A 19,314-nucleotide genomic window follows, 5' to 3' on the forward strand; every position below is an offset into this window, starting at 1 on the left:
GTAGATCACGTAGGCCAGGTTATCGCCATCCAGCGCCACCTCGGGTGCGGTGTCGTCGTCAGCGGACCAGGCTTGCGTCTGGTCCACGGCAAGGGCTTCCAGGCCGTCTGGAATCGGCAAGCGCTGTTGCACCGCCGAATGGGTCAACAGCAATCGGGCGCGGCTGTCCTGCATCATGTACAGCAGGCGGTCACGCGGGTATTCGATGTCCAGCGGCACGTAGACGCCACCGGCTTTCATCACTGCCAGGAACGCCACCATGATCTCGGCGCTGCGTGGCATGGCAATCGCCACGCGCACTTCGGGGCCGACACCACGGGCAATCAATGCATGGGCCAGGCGGTTGGCCTGGCGGTCCAGCTCGCCGTAAGTCAGCTGTTGCTCGCCAAATTTCACCGCCACCGCCTCGGGGGTTTCCCCGGCGCGGTCGGCCACCAACTCGTGCACCAGGCGCTTGGCCGAGAAGCCTGCGTCGCTCTGGTTCCACAGTTGAAGAATCTGTTGCCGTTCGGCGTTGTCCAGCAGGTTTAATTGGCTGAGATTCTGCCGTGGGTCGGCAACCATGCCTTGCAACAGGTTCTGCCAGTGTCGCGCCATGCGTTGCACGGTACTGGCCTCAAACAGGTCCTGGGCATAGCCGAGCGTGGCCCAGATACCTTCGGTGGATTCCTGGATATCCAGGTCCAGGTCGAAATGCGCCGTCTTGCTGTCCCACTCCAGCCCTTCTACCGAAAGATTCGGCAGTTGCTGCTGAACCTGAGCCTGGCCCACGTCGGTCTGGTGGTTGAACATCACTTGGAACAACGGGTTGTGGCTCAGGCTGCGCTCGGGTTGCAGCGCTTCCACCAGTTGTTCGAAGGGCAGGTCCTGGTGAGCCTGGGCGCCCAGCGCCCGTTGCCGGGCCTGTTGCAACAGTTGCTCGACGCTCATCTGGCCGTGGAGATCGGCCTTGAGCACCTGGGTGTTGACGAAGAAGCCGATCAGACGCTCGGTCTCGCTGCGATTGCGGTTGGCGATCGGCACCCCGACACGGATCTCTTCCTGGCCACTGTAGCGATGCAGCAACGTCTGGAACGAGGCCAATAGCAGCATGAACAAGGTCACGTCCTGCTGCTTGGCCAGGGCCTTGAGGCCTTGGGTCAACGCGTCGGGCAGTTCGAATGCCAGGCGCGCGCCACGATGGCTTTGCACGGCCGGGCGCGGGTGGTCGAACGGCAACGCCAACACGCTCTGCTCACCGCCGAGCATGTCGCGCCAATACGCCAGTTGACGGGCCTTCTCGCCCGCCTCCATCCAACTGCGCTGCCATACGGCGTAGTCGGCGTACTGAATCGGCAGCGCCGGCCATTGCAACACCTGTCCCTGGCTGTAGGCCGCATACAGTTGCACCAGCTCTTCAACCATCAGCTGCATCGACCAGCCATCGGACACGATGTGATGCTGCACCAATACCAAGACATGTTCATCAGCGGCGATGCGCAGCAACGAAACCCGCAGCAAAGGCCCTTGTTCCAGATTGAAGGGTTGGGCTATTTCGGCCTCGACCCGCGCCTTGAGCTGCGCTTCCTGCACCTCGGCGTGCGCTATCGGCAACGACACCTGCGGTGAAATGATTTGAACCGTGCGGTCGCGCTCCTGGCGCAAATGGGTACGCAGGCTTTCATGCCGGGCCAGCAAGGTATCGAAACTGCGTTGCAGTGCACCCAGGTCAAGCTGCCCTTTCAAACGCAAGGCGCTGGGGATGTGGTACGCGGCGCTTTGCGGCTCCAGTTGCCATAAAAACCACTGGCGCTCCTGGGCGTAGGACAGCGGCAACGGCTGGTCCCGCCCTACCGGCAACAGCGCGGGCGCGGTCGGCGCGCCTGGGGCCTGGGTGGTCAGTGCGGCGACAAACCCCTCCAGGCGCGGCTGCTCGAACAGCAATTTGAGCGGCACTTCGCGCTTCAATGCCTGGCGAATGCGCGAGACCACCTGCATGGCCAGCAGCGAATGCCCGCCCAGTTCGAAGAAGTGGTGGGTCAGGCCCACACGCTCGACGCCAAGAATATCGGCCCAGATCGCCGCAACCTGCTGTTGCAGTGGCGTAACCGGTGCCTGCCAGGCCTGTTGCACCGCGCTGCCATCGGGTTTGGGCAGCGCCTGGCGGTCAAGCTTGCCGTTGGGGTTCAACGGCATGCGGTCGAGGAAGATCAGGTGCGCAGGCACCATGTAATCGGGCAGTTGCTCACGCAAGGTGGCCTTGAGCGTTTCGCCCGCCGCCGCATGCTCGGCGGCGGACAACGGCTGGGCCGGCACAAGGTAGGCCACCAACTGGTTGTCGGCCGCCAGCAGGAAGGCTTCGCGCACCGCCTCTTGGGCCAACAGCAGCGCTTCGATCTCACCCAACTCGATTCGGAAACCGCGGATTTTGACCTGATGGTCGACGCGACCGACGTATTCGATCACCCCGTCGGCGCGATAACGCGCCAGGTCACCGGTGCGGTAAAGACGCTCGCCCAGGGTGCTGAACGGGTCGGCGACAAAACGTTCAGCGGTCAGGCTCGGGCGTTGCAGGTAATCACGGGCCAAGCCACTGGCACTGGCAATGTACAGCTCCCCCACGGCGCCAACCGGCAACAGGTTAAGGTCACGGTCCAACACATACAGGCCACGCCCCGGCAACGCGCGGCCAATCGGGCTGGCAGTGGCGCCAATCACGGCGTTGTCATCGCTGCAATCGAGCACGCTGGACACCACCGTGGCCTCGGTCGGCCCGTAGGTATTGAGCAGGCGTACATGCCCCAGCCCCGCGCGCCGCCACAGCACCGGGCCATCCAGCGGCATCGCTTCGCCGCCGATATGCACCTGGCGCAATGCGCCATAGGGCCGTGGCCCCGCTGCCAGGCAATCCTGCAGGAACAGTTTCCAATAGGCGGTGGGCAAGTCGGCCAAGGTGATGCCTTGGTCGATAATCTGCCGGTACAGGTCAGCGCCGTCCCACAACTGCGGCCCGCGCAACACGACCGTCGCGCCCAGGGTCAGGGCCGGGTACAGCTGCTCGACAAAACCATCGAAGTTCAGCGTCGCGAACTGCAGTACGCGGTCGTCCGCGACCAGGCGCGAATACTCGGCCGCGATACCGGCGAATTCGCTCAATGCCGCATGGCTGATGGCAACGCCTTTTGGCTTGCCGGTGGAGCCGGAGGTGTAGATGACATACGCCAGGCTGCTGGGCTCGAACGCGGTAGGCGGGTTGTGCTCGGCACACTGCGCCAACTGCGCGTCGGCCAGGTCGATGTCCAGCGCCGTCAGATCGGCCGGCAATGGCAAGCGGTCGCGCAGGTGGGATTGGGTCAACACCAGTCGCACACCACTGTCGTCGAGCATATGCACCAGGCGTTCACGTGGGTATTCAGGGTCAAGCGGCACGTAGGCGCCGCCCGCCTTGAGCACCGCCAACAGGCTGACCACCATGGCAAAGGAACGCTCGACCGCGATGCCCACCAGCACCTCCGGGCCTACGCCCTGGGCGATCAGGTAGTGCGCCAGGCGATTGGCCTGGCGGTTCAGTTCACCGTAGCTGAGCGTTTGCTCATCCAAGGCCAGTGCCTGGCGCGCCGGATGTTCGCGGGCCTGGGCCTCGAACAACTGGTGCACGGCATGCGGTGCGGCGACGGTGGCGGGGGCATTCCAGTCCTTGAGCATCCGCTGTTGTTCGGGGGCATCGAGCATCGACAGCGCGCAAAGACGGCTGCGTGGTGCACTCACTGCCGCCTGGAGCAGGTTCTGCCAATGCTGCGCCAAGCGTTCGATGGTTGCGCTTTCGAACAGGTCGGTGGCGTAGGTCAGCGCCGCCCAGAGGCCTTCGGCGGACTCATGGGTGTCCAGGCTCAGGTCGAAATGCGTGGTCTGGCTCTCCCAATCCAGCTCCGCCACCCGCAAGCCAGGCAATTGCTGGCCATCGCGCCCGCCCTGGGCGTCGGTCTGGTGGTTGAACATCACTTGGAACAGCGGGTTATGGCTCAGGCTGCGTTCAGGTTGCAGCGCTACCACCAATTGTTCAAACGGCAAGTCCTGGTGCGCCTGGGCTTCCAGGGCGCGGCGCTTGGCCTGTTGCAGCAGTTCGGCGAAGCTCATCTGCCCGTCAAGATCGGCCTTGAGCACTTGGGTGTTGACGAAAAAGCCGATCAGCCGCTCGGTTTCCACGCGGTTGCGGTTGGCATTCGGCACGCCGATGCGGATGTCCGACTGGCCGCTGTAGCGAAACAGCAGGGTCTGGAACGAGGCCAGCAACAGCATGAACGGGGTCACGCCCTCTTGCTGGGCCAGGCGCTTGATACCGGCCACCAGGTCCGCCGGCAGATGCACCTGCAAGCTGGCGCCGCGATGGCTTTGCTGCGCCGGGCGCGGATGGTCGAGGGGTAATTCCAGCACCGGTTGCTCACCGCCCAGCAGGTCCTGCCAGTAGGCCAATTGACGGGCCTTCTCCCCGGCTTCCATCCAGCTGCGCTGCCACAGCGCGTAGTCGCCGTAGTGGATCGGCAAGCCCGGCAATTGCACCTCCTGGCCTTTGCTGTGCGCGGCGTAGAACTGCACCAGTTCCTCGACCATGACCTGCATCGACCAGCCATCGGAAATGATGTGGTGCTGCACCATCACCAGCACATGCTCGTCTTCGGCCAGTTGCAGCAAGGTCACGCGCAACAACGGCCCCGCTTGCAAATCGAAAGGCCGGGCTATCTCGGCTTCGATGCGCGCCATCAATGGGTGTTCGTCGGCAACGTCCTGGCGTATCTCGATGCGCGCCTCGGGCGCTACGTTTTGCAGCAGGCGCTCGCCGTCCTGTACCAGGCGTGTGCGCAGGCTTTCATGGCGGACCAGCAGGCTGTCGAACGCGCGTTGCAGGGCCGCCAGGTCCAGTCGGCCCTGCAGACGCAGTACGCCGGGAATATGATAAGTGGCGCTGTCCGGGCCCAGTTGCCAGAGAAACCACTGGCGCTCCTGGGCGTAGGACAACGGCAGACTCTGGCCGTCCTCACGGATCGAGGCAATCGGCAGTTGGGCAAAGCTCATGCCCCGGCTTTGCAGGCGCTGGTAAAACTGCTGGCGCTGTTCCAGAGGCAGGCGAAGAAAGCGCGAAACCAGATCGATATTAGGGTTGGAAAGCATGGGTCAAATCGCCTCTAGTTCGCTCAAAAAGTCACGAAGATCATCAAAATCTTCCGCGCTGCCGGCGCGGAAGGTGGCGGCGGCCTGGACGTAGGCGCGCAGCGTTTCGGTCTGGAACACTTCCAGCAAGGGCACTTCCAGGCCCAGCTCAGCCTGGACCCGCGAGGTGATCTGGATCGCCAGCAGGGAATGGCCGCCCACTTCGAAGAAGTTGTCGTTCAGGCCCACCTGCGGCAGGCGCAGCACGTCGGCCCAGATCGCCGCGACCTGCTGTTCCAGCTCGGTTTCGGGGGCCACATAGGCCTGTTGCAACAGGCTCGCGTCCGGTTCGGGCAAGCCCTTGCGGTCGAGTTTGCCGTTGGGGGTCAGCGGCATGTGCGCCAGGAACATGAAGTGCGTCGGCACCATGTAGTCCGGCAGGTGGGTTTTCAGCGCGCGGCGCAGGCTGTCGCGGAACTCGGCTTCATCGGCCAGGTGGGTGTCTGCCGGTACCACGTAGGCGACCAGTTGTTTGCCGGTCGGGCCTTCCTGGGCCACCACGACGGTTTCACCGACATTGTCCTGTTCGCGCAGGCGCGCTTCGATCTCGCCCAGCTCAATACGGAAGCCACGGATTTTCACCTGATGGTCGACACGGCCGAGGTAATCCACCACGCCATCCGGGCGGCCACGGGTCAGGTCGCCGCTGCGATACACCCGGCCGCCGGGTTTGCCGAACGGGTCCGGTACGAAGCGCTCGGCGGTCAGGGCCGGACGCTCCAGGTAACCCCGGGCCACGCCCTCGCCGCCCAGGTACAACTCACCGGCTACGCCGATGGGTTGCAGGTTGAGTTGCACGTCCAATACGTAGCCGCTGCGGTTGCCCAGCAGTGTGCCGATCGGTGCGTAGACGGCACCGCAGGGATCGCCCTTGCGCGCTTTCCACAGCAACGGCGTGACCACGGTTTCGGTCGGGCCGTAGCCGTTGAACAGGTAAGTCGGCTTGAGCGCGCGCCACGCCAAGTCATAGCTGGCCTGGGCCACGGCATCACCGCCGAAGCAGTACACACGAACCTTCGGAGGGTTACCGTCGCGTTCGGCATGTTCGGCCAGTTGCTGCAGGTACACCGGCGGGAACACCGCCATGGTCACTTGATGGCGATGCATCTGCTGGTAGGTGTATTCCGGCAGCCACAGGCTGTCATCGCGAATCAGCACGCTGGCACCGTTGATCAGCGGGTGCATCCAGCCTTCGTGGGAGCCATCGAAGGCGAACGACATGAAGTGCAGTTCGCAATCGGCCGGCGACGTTTCATAACGCTCGCCGGTGGCAATGATGTGCGCCACCAACGGGCCGTGGGACACCGCCACGCCTTTGGGCATGCCGGTGGANGCCGGAGGTNATAGATCACGTAGGCGAGGTTGTCGCCGTCCAGTTTCACCTGCGGCGCCGTGTCGCTGAAGCCTGTCCATTCCTCGGTACGATCAATCGCCAGGCTATCAAGGCCGTCGGGGATCGGCAGTTGCTGCAAGGCACGGGTGTGGGTCAGTAGCAGCTGCGCGCGGCTGTCCTCCATCATGTACAGCAGGCGGTCACGCGGGTATTCGATGTCCAGCGGCACGTAGACACCACCGGCTTTCATCACCGCGAGGAACGCCACCATGATCTCGGCGCTGCGCGGCATGGCAATCGCCACGCGCACTTCGGGGCCGACGCCACGGGCGATCAATGCATGGGCCAGGCGGTTGGCCTGGCGGTCCAGCTCGCCATAGCTCAGGGTTTGTGCGTCGAATTTCACCGCAACTGCCTCCGGGTTTTCCCGGGCGCGGTCGGCGACTAATTCGTGGACCAGGCGCTTGGCCGAGAAGCCGGCGTCGGTCTGGTCCCACAGCTGAAGAATGTGTTGTTGCTCGTCCTGGCCCAGCAGGTTGAGTTGGCTGATGGGTTGCTGTTGGTCGGCGACCATCGCCTGCAACAGGTTCTGCCAGTGGCCGGCCATGCGTTCAATCGTGGCGGGCGCAAACAGGTCGGTGGCGTAGTTCAGGGAGGCACGCAGGGTCGCCTGGCTTTCCTCCACATCCAGTGCCAGGTCGAACTGGGCAACGCCTTCATCCCAGCTCAGCACCTCGACATCAAGTTCGGTGAGGCGCTGCAGGTGATTGGCTGCCGAGGTCACGCGATGGTTGAACAGCACCTGGAACAGCGGGCTCAGGCTCATGCTGCGCTCGGGTTGCAGGGCTTCTACCAGTTGCTCGAACGGCAGGTCCTGGTGGGCCTGGGCCTCCAGGGAACGCTGGCGTACCTGTTGCAGCAGTTGCACGACGCTCATCTGCCCGTGGATATCGGCCTTGAGTACCTGGGTGTTGACGAAGAAGCCGATCAGCCCCTCGGTTTCCAGGCGATTGCGGTTGGCAATCGGCACGCCGACGCGCACGTCTTCCTGGCCGCTGTAGCGGTGCAGCAACGCCTGGTAGGACGCCAGCAGCACCATCGGCAATGTCACACCGGCGCCTTGCGCCAAGCGGCGCAAACCGGCCAGGAGCTGCGGTTGCAACTCAATGCCCAGGCGTGCGCCACGGTGGCTTTGTACCGCGGGGCGCAGGTAGTCGAACGGCAACTCCAGCACCGGCTGCACGCCACCCAACTGGGCCTGCCAGTACGCCAGTTGGCGGGCCTTCTCGCCGGCCTCCATCCAGTTGCGCTGCCACAGAGCGTAGTCGGCGTACTGGATCGGCAAGGCTGGCAAGTCTGGCATGTGGCCTTGGCTGAAGGCGGCGTACAGTTGCACCAGTTCCTCGACCATCAGTTGCATCGACCAGCCATCGGAGACGATGTGGTGCTGCACCAGCACCAGCACATGATCATCAGCCGCCAGGCGCAGCAGGTTGACCCGCAGCAGCGGCCCGCTCAGCAGCTCGAATGGTTGCGCGACCACCTCAGCGACCCGGGCCTTGAGGCTGGCTTCATCGGTGTCGGCCAGGTCGATTTCGATCAGGCCCGAGTCCTCAATCACCTGCACGGTAGCGGCGGCGTCCTGGCGCACATGGGTGCGCAGGCTTTCATGGCGCGCCAGCAAGGTATCGAAACTGCGTTGCAGTGCGCCGAGGTCAAGCGGCCCTCGCAAACGCAAGGCGCTGGGAATGTGGTACGCGGTGCTGTGTGGGTCCAGTTGCCAGAGGAACCATTGGCGCTCCTGGGCGTAGGACAGCGGCAGCGGTTGGCGGCGGTCGGCCTTGAGCAAGGCCGGCGCAACCACGCCCTCCTCGCCCAGGGCCTGCACGAAGTCACCCAGCAGCGGGTGTTCGAACAGGGTCTTGAGCGCCACTTCCAGCGCCAGTGCCTGGCGAACCCGCGAGACCACCCGTGTGGCCAGCAGCGAATGCCCGCCCAGTTCGAAGAAGTGGTCATCGAGACCGACCTGCGGCAGGTCCAGCACGTCGGCCCAGATGGCCGCGACCTGCTGTTCACGCGGCGTCACGGGCGCCACATGACCTGTGCGCAACAGCGCCGCGTCCACCGCCGGCAATGCCTTGCGATCGAGTTTGCCATTGGGGGTCAGGGGCAGGCTGTCGAGGAACATCAGGTGCGCCGGCACCATGTAGTCCGGCAGGCGCTCGCGCAGGGCCGCCTTGTAGACCTCCGGGGCGTCGGGCGCGGAACTCACCAGGTAGGCGATCAAGCGGTCGTTGTCGGCCAGGACCACGGCTTCGCGTACACCGGCCTGCTCGCGCAGGCAGGCTTCGATTTCACCCAGTTCGATGCGGAACCCACGTACCTTGACCTGATGGTCGACCCGGCCGATGTACTCCACCACACCGTCGGCGCGGTAGCGGGCCAGGTCGCCGGTGCGGTACAGGCGCTCGCCCGGCGCACCGTACGGGTTGGGCACAAAACGCTCGGCGGTCAGCGCCGGGCGCTCGTGGTAACCGCGCGCCAGGCCGACGCCGCCGATCAGCAACTCACCGGCCGCGCCCACCGGGCTTGGGGTCAAGCCGGCATTGAGGATGAACAACGCGGTATTGGCGATAGGCCGCCCGACAAAAGGCTGGGCCTCGTGCAGACGATGGGCAGCCGACCAGATAGTGGTTTCCGTCGGGCCATAGAGGTTCCACAGCGGGCCTTGCAGGTCGAGCAGGCGCTGGGCCAGGTCCGACGGCAGTGCTTCGCCGCCGCACAGGCTTTTGATACCGCGCAGCCGTTGGGCGCGCGGGCTTTCCAGCAGCATGCGCCAGGTCGACGGCGTGGCTTGCAGGACGTTGGCGGATTGGCTGTGCACCAGGTCGATGATGGCTTCGGGGTCGAGGGCCAGTTCCTGACCACTCAGCAGCACGGTGGCGCCGACCGTCAGCGGCACGTACAGCTCCAGGGCAAAGATGTCGAACGAGAAGGTGGTCAGCGACAACACGCGGGCGTCAGCACCGATGTCCAGGGTGCCGGCCATGCCGCAGGTGAAGCTGCACAGCGCCTGGTGGCGCACCATCACACCCTTGGGCTTGCCGGTGGAGCCGGAGGTGTAGATCACGTAGGCCAGGTGTTCCGGCGTGACGTTGACCTGCGGGTTGTGCTCGGCGGCATTGTCATCCGTCTCGACCATCAGCACCTGCACACCCTGCGAGTGCGCCAGGCTGCCATCCAGGTGCGGCTGGGTCAGCAACACTCGCGCACGGCTGTCTTCAAGCATGAAGGCCAGGCGGTCCGCCGGGAATTGCGGGTCGAGCGGCACGTAGGCACCACCCGCCTTGAGGGTCGCCAACAGGCCGATCACCATGTCCAGCGAACGCTCGACATGCACCGCCACCAGTACGTCCGGACCTACGCCCGCCGCGATCAGGCGATGGGCCAGGCGGTTGGCGCGACGGTTGAGTTCGCCGTAGCTGAGGGCCTGGCCATTGAACTGCAGCGCCAGCGCGTCCGGTTGTGCCAGGGCCTGGGCCTCGAACAGCCGGTGCACGCAACGCTCGCGAGGGTAATCAACCGACGTGTCATTCCAAGCCTCGACCATCTGTTGCCATTGCGGCGCGCTGAGCATCGCCAGCTCATCCACAGCCTGGGATGCATCGTGCACCACGGCGCGCAACAGGTTTTGCCAGTGCTCGGCCAAGCGCTCGACGGTCGTGGCATCGAACAGGTCGGTGGCGTAGGTCAGGGACGCCCACAGGCCTTCGGCGGACTCTTCGGTTTCCAGGTTCAGGTCGAACTGGGTGCTGTGCCCGGCCCAATCCACCGCTTGCAGGTCCAGGCCCGGCGACTGCAGCGGGGCTGCACGCAGGCTGTCCTGGTGGTTGAACATCACCTGGAACAGCGGGTTATGGCTGAGGCTGCGCTCCGGTTGCAGGGCTTCGACCAGTTGTTCGAACGGCAGGTCCTGATGCGCCTGGGCGTCCAGGGCCTGCTGCTTGACCTGGGCGAGCAATTGGTCGAAGGCCATCTGCCCGTGCACGTCGGCTTGCAGCACCTGGGTGTTGACGAAGAAGCCCAGCAGACGCTCGGTTTCCAGGCGATTACGGTTGGCGATCGGTACGCCGACGCGGATCCGGGACTGGCCGCTGTAGCGATGCAGCAAGGTTTGGAACGACGCCAGCAGCACGACGAACAGGGTCACCTCCTGACGCTGGGCCAGGGCCTTGAGCTCAGTGACCAGCGCGTTGTCGAGCTGGACTTGGCGGCGTGCGCCACGATGGCTTTGCAGCGCCGGCCGCGGGTGATCCAGCGGCAGCTCAAGCACCGGATGCTCGGTGCCCAGACGGGTGCGCCAGTAGTCGAGTTGGCGCTGTTTTTCACCGGCCGCCATCCAATCACGTTGCCACTGGGCATAGTCGACGTACTGGATCGGCAGCGCAGGCAACGGGGACTGGCCCTGATAGAGCGCCACCAGCTCGTCGACCATGACTTGCATCGACCAGCCGTCGGAGATGATGTGGTGCTGGGTGATCACCAGCACATGGTGCTCAGCCTCGACCTCCAGCAAGTTGACGCGCATCAGCGGGCCATTGACCAGGTCGAACGGGCGCTGGATTTCCTGCGCCACCGCGTGTTCGATCGCCGAGGCCGCGACCCGCTGGTGTTTGATCGGCATCGCCAGGCATGGATGAATCACTTGCCAGGTGTGCTCGCCCTCTTCCACAAAGGTGGTGCGCAGCGGCTCATGGCGCTGCACCAGGGCCTGGAACGCCCGCTCCAGCGCCGCGACGTCCAAGCGGCCGCGCAGATGCAGTGCACTCGGCACGTGGTATGCCGCGCTGGTGGGGTCCAGTTGCCAGAGAAACCACTGGCGCTCCTGGGCGAACGACAGCGCCAGCGGCTGGTCCCGCGTCACCGCCACCAGCGACAGCGCCAGGGCGGTCTGCAACCCGGCGCAAGCGGCTGCGAACGCTTCCAGCGTCGGTTGTTCGAACAGTGTGCGCAACGGCACTTCCAGCTTCAGGTCATGACGCACCCGCGAGACCACTTGGGTCGCCAGCAACGAATGGCCGCCACGTTCGAAGAAGTGGTCGTTGAGCCCCACCTGTTCCACTTGCAACACCGCTTGCCAGATGGCGGCCAATCGCGCCTGCAGGGGATTTTGCGGCGCCAGGTAGGCCTGGTGCGCTTGATTCAGGTCCGGCGCCGGCAGTGCGCGACGGTCAAGCTTGCCGTTGTTGTTCAACGGCAAGGCCTCGAGGATGACCCAGTGCCCTGGCACCATGTAGTCCGGCAGGGACTGGCGCAAGGTGGCCGCCAGTGCTTGCGGGTCCAGCGTCTGCCCCGTGACGGGCACCACGTACGCCACCAATTGCGTGCCCGTCGCGCTCGATTGTGCGATGACCGCCGCTTCACGCAACGACGGCAAGGCTTGCAGGCTGGCTTCGATTTCGCCCATTTCCACGCGGAAACCGCGAATTTTCACTTGATGGTCGATACGCCCGACGTACTCCAGCGCACCCGCCTCGTTGTAACGGGCCAGGTCGCCACTGCGGTAGAGCCGTGCACCCGGCACGGCGGAGAACGGGTCCGGCAGGAAGCGCTCGGCGGTCAACGCCGGGCGGTCAAAATAGCGTTGCGCCAGGCCGTGCTCGGCGCCGATGCACAGCTCGCCGACGCCCTCGGTGGCAAGCAGCTCGAAACCACTGTCCAGCACGTACAAGGCACGGCCTGCGATGGCCCGGCCAATCGGCACGCCAAACGCATCGCTGACGTCCGCCCACTGGCAGTCGTGCACGCTGGACACGACGGTGGCCTCGGTGGGCCCGTAGGTGTTGACCAGGCGCACGCCACCCAGGCCGGCGGCGTGCCAGGCGCGCAGCCCTTCCACCGACATCGCCTCGCCCCCCACGTGGACCTGGCGCAGGTTGCCCAGGGTGCGTCGGTCGACGGCGCATTCCTTGGCGAGCAGATACCAGTACGCAGCCGGCAAGTCCGCCAGGGTCACGCCCTGCTCGACGATTTTGCGGGCCAGTTGCCCGGCATCCCACAGCTCATCACCGCGCATGATCAACGCCGCGCCCACACACAGCGGCGGGTAGCATTGCTCGACGAAGCCGTCAAAGCTGAAGGTCGCGAATTGCAGCACGCGATCAGCAGCACTCAAACGGCTGTAAGCCTCGGCGCTGTCGCAGAACTGGCTGAGGGCAGCATGGTCGATGGCCACCCCCTTGGGCAACCCGGTGGAGCCGGAGGTGTAGATCACATAGGCCAGGTCGGCAGCGGCGGCCTGGTTGGCTGGGTCGGTCGACGGGTAGTCAGCCAACTCTGCACCGGCCGCGGTGAAGTCCAAACGCACCAGCCCTTGGGGCAGTGGCAGGTCGGCCAACAGCCCGGTTTCGCTGAGCAGCAGGTCCAGGCGGCTGTCCGCCAGCATGTAGGCCAGGCGTTCGGTCGGATAGTTCGGGTCCAGCGGCACATAGGCGGCGCCACTTTTGAGCACCGCCAGCAGGCTGACGATCAACTGCGGGCCACGTCGCGCTGCCAGGCCGACGCGCTGGCCTGGGCCAACACCCAGCGCCAGCAGGCGATGGGCAAGACGGTTGGCGCGGTCGTTCAGCTGTGCGTAGCTCAGGCACGCGTCGCCCGCTTGTACCGCCAGCGCGTCAGGCGTGGCGGCCGCTTGGGCGGCGATACGTTCGTGCACGCGCAGCTGGCGCGGAGCGGCACCGGGCGCCCGGCTATGGGCGAGCACGTCGCGGCGAGTGGCGGCGTCGAGCAGGCGCAAGTTACCAAGCGGTGCCTGCGCGTCTGCGAGCATCTGCACCAGCAGGTGATGCAGGTTGCCGCTCAGTCGAGCGACCTGTTGCGCGCTGAATCGGGCCTGGTCGTAGCCGAACTCCAGGCGCAGGCTCGCGCCCAATTCGATCCCCAGGGTCAGCGGATAGTGGGTCTGCTCATGGTTGTGCAGGCGGCCGAAGGTCAGGCCGGCGGGCGCACCTTGTTTCAAGGCTTCGGCCACCGGGAAGTTTTCGAACACCAGCAAGGTGTCGAACAGCGCAGTGCCCTGCTGCCCCGCCCAGCCCTGGATGTCGTAGAGCGGCACATGTTCGTGGTCGCGCAGGCTCAGGTTGAGGGCTTGCAGTTCGCTCAGCCAGCCGGCCACCGACAGCGCGGGCGAGGCCGCGCTGACAATGGGCAGCGTGTTGATGAACAGGCCCAGTTGCTGTTCGATCCCCGGCAACGGTGCCGAGCGCCCCGCCACCGTGGCACCAAAGGCCACGCAGTCCTGCCCGGTATAGCGCTGCAGCAACAGGCTCCAGGCGCCTTGAAGCACGGTGTTGAGGGTGACTTTGTGGCGGCGGGCAAACTCGCCGAGGGCACGCGTGAAGTCGTCGCCCAGCAGCACCTGATGCTCAGCCATGCCTTTGCCTTCGGCCGGTACACGCAGCGCCTGCGCCAGCAAGGTTGGCGTTTGCAACGGTGCCAGGGTGGCTTTCCAGAACGCCTCGCCCGAGGCTTGCTGTTGCAGCCAGCCCAGGTAATCGCGGAACTGCCCCAGCGGCGCCGGCACGGCGTGCCCGGCGTAATGAGCGATGACTTCACCGAGCAACTGGGCATTACTCCAGCCGTCCATGAGGATGTGGTGGCTGGTGAAGATCAGGTGCCAGGCCGTACCGGCACCGCGTACCAGCATCAGGCGAAACAGCGGCGCTGCATTCAGTGCGAAACCTTTCTCGCGCTCGGCCACGGCGAGCGCATCGCAATCGGCGTCAATGTCTTCGATCACGTGCAACTGCACATCGACCTGGCGCTGGATCACCTGGTGCGCGCTGTCCAGGCCGAGCCAGTGGAAGCTGCTGCGCAGGATGTCATGGCGGTCCAGCGCGGCTTGCCAGGCACGGCCGAACGCCAGCAGGTCCAAGCCTTCGATGTCCAGGCGCAACTGGTTGATGTAAGCCTCGGCCTCAGGTGCATAGAGGGTGTGGAACAACATGCCCTGCTGCATCGGCGACAATGGGTAGAGATCGGCAATCGCCGGCCCGGCAATGGGCAAGCCATCCAGTTGCTGCTGGGTCAGGCGTGCCAGAGGGAAGTCCGAAGGCGTGACCTGCCCCGCCGGCGTGGCGCAACAGTGTTCGATCAGGGCCTGGAGTTCCGCCGTGTAGTCATCGGCCAGGCGCTGGACCGTCGCCACCTCGAACATCTCGCGGCTGAACCCCCACTGCAAGGCCAGTTCACCGCCATACACCTGCCCTTCCACGGTCAGCCAGTTGGCCAGCGGCGCCTGCGGGTCCTGGGCCTGGCCACTGCCCAGGGTGGACGGGACGAACAGCGCCGACTCGTTGAACTGGCGGTCGAACTGGCCCAGGTAGTTGAAGGTGATGCGTGGCGCGGCCAAAGCCGACAACGCTTCGCGGGCGTCAGGCGTGCCGAGGTAGCGCAGCAGGCCGTAGCCGATGCCTTTGTGCGGCACGGCGCGCAGTTGCTCCTTCACCGATTTGATCGCCGCCGACAGCTCGCCATCGGCGTGCAGGCGCACGGGGAACAGGCTGGTGAACCAACCGACGGTGCGGCTCAGGTCAACCGTGTCGAACAGGTCTTCGCGGCCATGGCCTTCCAATTGGATCAGCGCGGCGGGCTGCTCGCTCCAGCGGCTGATGACCCGCACCAACGCAGTCAGCAGCAGGTCGTTGACCTGGGTGCGGTAGGCCGCCGGGGCGTCTTGCAGCAGTTGCCGGGTGTGTTCGGCACTGAGGCGGACTTCGAGCGTGTTGCCCAAGTGATTTTGCAGGCCGCCCTGGGGATTGTCGCACGGCAGATCGGCACTCGCGGTCTGCGCCTGCCAATACGGCAGTTGCTCGTCCAGCGTCTGCGCATGGCGCTGCAACTGCTGCGCCCACAGTTGGTAGGCGCTGGTCTTGGCCGGCAACGCAGCGTTGCGGTAAGCCTGTTGCAGGTCTTCGAGCAGGATGCGCCACGACACGCCGTCCACCGCCAGGTGATGCACTACCAGCAGCAGGCGCTGGGTGCCGTCGGCCATCACGGCCAGGACCGCGCGCAGCAGCGGGCCCTGTTCGAGGTCAAGACTGCGTTGCGCTTCGTCGCACAGTGCGGCCAACTCGACCTCGTCAGCGACGTTGGACTGCCACAACGAAGCAGTGGCAACCGGCTCGGCGTGAGCTTGCCGCCAACCGTCTGCCTGCTGCACAAAACGCAGGCGCAGGGCATCGTGGTGGTTGATCAACCGGGTCAAGGCGGCCTCTAGGCGCGCGGGCTCAAGGGGTTCACGCGGGGTCAGCAGCAACGACTGGTTCCAGTGCTGACGCGCCGGGATCGCCTGCTCGAAAAAGCTGTGTTGCACGGGCGTGAGGATCACTTCGCCGGTCACCGGCCCCTGATCGATAGCCGTCGCCTGCTCGAAGGTCGCCACCCGCGCCAGACTGCGCACGCTCTGGTACTGGAACAGGTCCCGTGGACTGAGGCGAATGCCTGCCTGGCGGGCACGGCTGACCACCTGGATGGAGATGATCGAATCGCCGCCCAGTTCGAAAAAGTTGTCGTCCAGGCCGACCTGTTCCACACCCAGCACATCGCTCCAGATCGCCGCCACGGCTTTCTGCAGGTCGTTTTCCGGAGCGACAAAGGCCTGCTGTGGCGCGGCATCCGGCAACGGCAGGGCCTTGCGGTCGAGCTTGCCGTTGGCGGTCACGGGCAGCTTGGCCAGGAGCACCATATGGCTGGGTACCATGTACTCGGGCAGGCTGCTGAGCAGCCAGGCTTTGAGGTCGACCGGCGCGGGGTCCTCCAGCACCAGGTACGCCACCAGTTGCTTGCCGCCCTGCACCAGCACCACGGCTTCGCGCACCGAGGGGTGTTGCATCAGGCGTGTCTCGATCTCGCCCAGTTCGATACGCAGGCCGCGCAGCTTGACCTGATGATCGAGGCGACCCAGGTATTCGATCACCCCATCGGCGCGCTGGCGTACGCGGTCGCCGGTGCGATATAGACGCGCGCCATCACCGAAGGGGCTCGGCACAAAACGCTCGGCAGTCAGGGCCGGGCGTCGATGGTAACTGCGCGCCAGGCCAGTGCCGCCCAGGTACAGCTCGCCGCTGACGCCGGCAGGCACCGGGTTGAGCTGGGCATCGAGCACATAGGTACCGAGGTTGGCGATGGGCCGGCCGATGGGCACACTGTCGGCGCCTTCGTCGACGCAGGTCCAGTGGGTCACGTCGATGGCGGCCTCGGTTGGCCCATAGAGATTGAACAGACCGGCCTGTGGCAACTTGGCGAACACCTGCAGCTGCGCATCCAGTGGCAAGGCTTCGCCGCTGCACACGATGCGCTTGAGGCTGGCGCAGGCCTGCACACCGGGCTCATGGATAAACGCCTGGAGCATCGACGGCACGAAGTGCAAGGTGGTGATGCCATGCTGCCCGATGGTCTCGATCAGCCGCGCCGGCTCACGGTGTTCACCGGGGGCCGCCACCACCAGGCGCGCGCCGGTCATCAGCGGCCAGAAGAACTCCCACACCGAGACGTCGAAGCTGAACGGGGTTTTCTGCAACACCGCGTCACTGGCGTCCAGGCCATAGGCCTGCTGCATCCAGCACAGGCGGTTGACCAGTGCGCGATGGCTGTTGCCGGCGCCCTTGGGCTTGCCGGTGGAGCCCGAGGTGTAGATCACGTAAGCGAGGTTCAGCGCGTGCAGGCTGACCTTCGGCGCCTCGGTGCTGTGGCCATCGAGCCAGCTGGCGGGGCGGTCCAAAGCCATCACCTGGATGCCATCGACAGGCAGCAACGGCAACAAGCGTTGCTGGCTGAGCAGCAACTGGATGCCGCTGTCCTCGATCATGTAGGCCAGGCGTTCCTGCGGGTATTCGGGGTCGAGCGGGACATAGGCACCGCCCGCCTTGAGAATCGCCAGCAGGCCGACCACCATTTCGACGGAGCGCTCGACGCAGATCCCCACCAGCACGTCCGGACCCACACCCTGCTCGCGCAAGGCGTGGGCCAGTTGGTTGGCGCGCGCGTCCAGTTGGGCGTAGGTCAGCGCGGTTGCACCGAACACCAGTGCCGGCGCACCAGGGGTGGCTTGCACCTGGTCTTCGATCAGGTGGTGAATACCGCGCTCGGTCGGGTACGCCTCGGCGGTCTGGTTCCACGCGTGGACCAGCACGTGCTGTTCCTCTGCGGCCACCATCGGCAACTCGCCGATGCGCTGTTCACCCTCAGCGACCATCGCCTGCAACAGGCTGATCCAGTGCCCGGCCATGCGTGCGATGGTCGGCGCGTCGAACAGGTCATTGGCGTAGGTCAGCGCGGCGTGCAGGGTGCCGGACTTTTCATAGGTGTCGAGGGTCAGGTCGAACTGGGTGGTACGGCCTTGCCACTCCACCAGCGACAACTCCAGGCCGGAGGCGGTGCTGACGCCGGCAATATCCGCCACTACCGGCTGGTGGTTGTACATGACTTGGAACAACGGCGTATGGCTCAGGCTGCGCTCGACCTTGAGCGCTTCCACCAGCCGCTCGAACGGCAATTCCTGATGGGCCTGGGCGCCCAGTGCGTGTTCCTTGATGCTTTGCAGCAACTCAGTGATACGGGTTTGCCCGGTCAGCTCGGTGCGCAGGACTTGGGTGTTGACGAAAAAGCCGATCAGGCCTTCGACTTCCGTGCGGTTGCGGTTGGCGATCGGCACGCCGACGCGGATATCGCCCTGCCCGGTGTAACGATGCAGCAGCACGTTGAAGGCACCGAGCAACAGCATGAACAGGGTGACGTTGTGCTTTTGCGCACAGGTGCGCAATTGCGCGGCCAACTGCGGGTCGATCGCGAAATCATGGCGCGTGCCCTGATAGCTCGGCATGGCCGGGCGTGGGCGGTCGGTGGGCAGCTCCAGCACGGGGTGCTCATCACCCAGGCGCGCCTGCCAGTACTCCAGCTGACGCGCCTGCTCGCCGGCTTCGAGCCAGCGGCGCTGCCACAGGGCGTAGTCGCTGTACTGGATCGGCAAGGCCGGCAATTGTGGGGCTTGGCTGCGCTCATGGGCGTCGTAGCAGCGGATGAACTCGTCGATCAGCACGTTCATCGACCAGCCGTCGGAGACGATGTGGTGCAGGGTCAGCAGCAACACGTGCTCCTGGGCGTCGAGCTTGAGCAGTTGCACGCGCAGCAGCGGACCGTTTTCCAGGTCGAACGGCAGCAGCGATTGACAGGTCGCAGCGGCGTTGACGGCCTCTTCACGCTCGGCGAGGGCCAGATGGCTCAGATCGAGTTGCTCGACGGTCAACGACGTGTCGGCCGCCACCTGCAACAGGCGTTCATCCGCCTGGCGCTGGAACACGGTGCGCAGGGTTTCGTGGCGCGCGACCAGGCTGGCAAACGCCTGCTCCAGCGCATCCAGGCTCAACGCCCCCTTGAGCCGCACGGCACCCGGCAGGTTATAGGCCCCGCTGGCCGGGTCCAATTGCCAGAGAAACCACATGCGCTGCTGCGCGTAGGACAGCGCCTGGCGATCCTCCACTTGCACCCCTGCCGGAATCGGAAACCGGGAAAAGTCCACGCCTTCTTTCTGCAAGGCCTGCAGGAACAGTTGGCGCTTTTCCAGGGGCAACCCGATAAACCGGCGAGCAAGTTTCAAGGAGTCTTCAGCATTCATTTCTTGGAGTCCGGAGCAATAGGCAGGAAGCACAAAGGCACGTCGTCCCTATAAAACGAACCGGAGAGGGAAAAATTAGCGGGGGATGGGAGGCGCAGGGCGAGGTGTCATCAAGGGTTAC

3 protein-coding genes are annotated in these 19,314 nt (G+C 65.1%); all 3 read right to left on the bottom strand.

The window, feature by feature from the left end; translation table 11 throughout:
• The coding region (locus AO064_RS31355; protein ID WP_244159541.1) for a non-ribosomal peptide synthetase at positions 1 to 5,148 on the bottom strand (5,148 nt) is incomplete at its 3' end.
• 3 nt (positions 5,149 to 5,151) lie between these two features.
• Positions 5,152 to 6,474: an AMP-binding protein gene (locus AO064_RS31860; RefSeq protein ID WP_425262148.1), complete on the bottom strand. Its 1,323-nt coding sequence runs from the start codon at positions 6,472 to 6,474 to the stop codon at positions 5,152 to 5,154.
• A complete protein-coding gene (locus AO064_RS31585) occupies positions 6,360 to 19,193 on the bottom strand; it encodes a non-ribosomal peptide synthase/polyketide synthase (RefSeq protein ID WP_425262147.1) in 12,834 nt (4,277 codons plus the stop codon). The genes AO064_RS31860 and AO064_RS31585 overlap by 115 nt, the downstream gene beginning before the upstream one ends.
• Between the last annotated feature and the right edge of the window lie 121 nt (positions 19,194 to 19,314).

Source organism: Pseudomonas marginalis, assembly GCF_001645105.1.
GTDB classification, from domain to species: domain Bacteria; phylum Pseudomonadota; class Gammaproteobacteria; order Pseudomonadales; family Pseudomonadaceae; genus Aquipseudomonas; species Aquipseudomonas petroselini.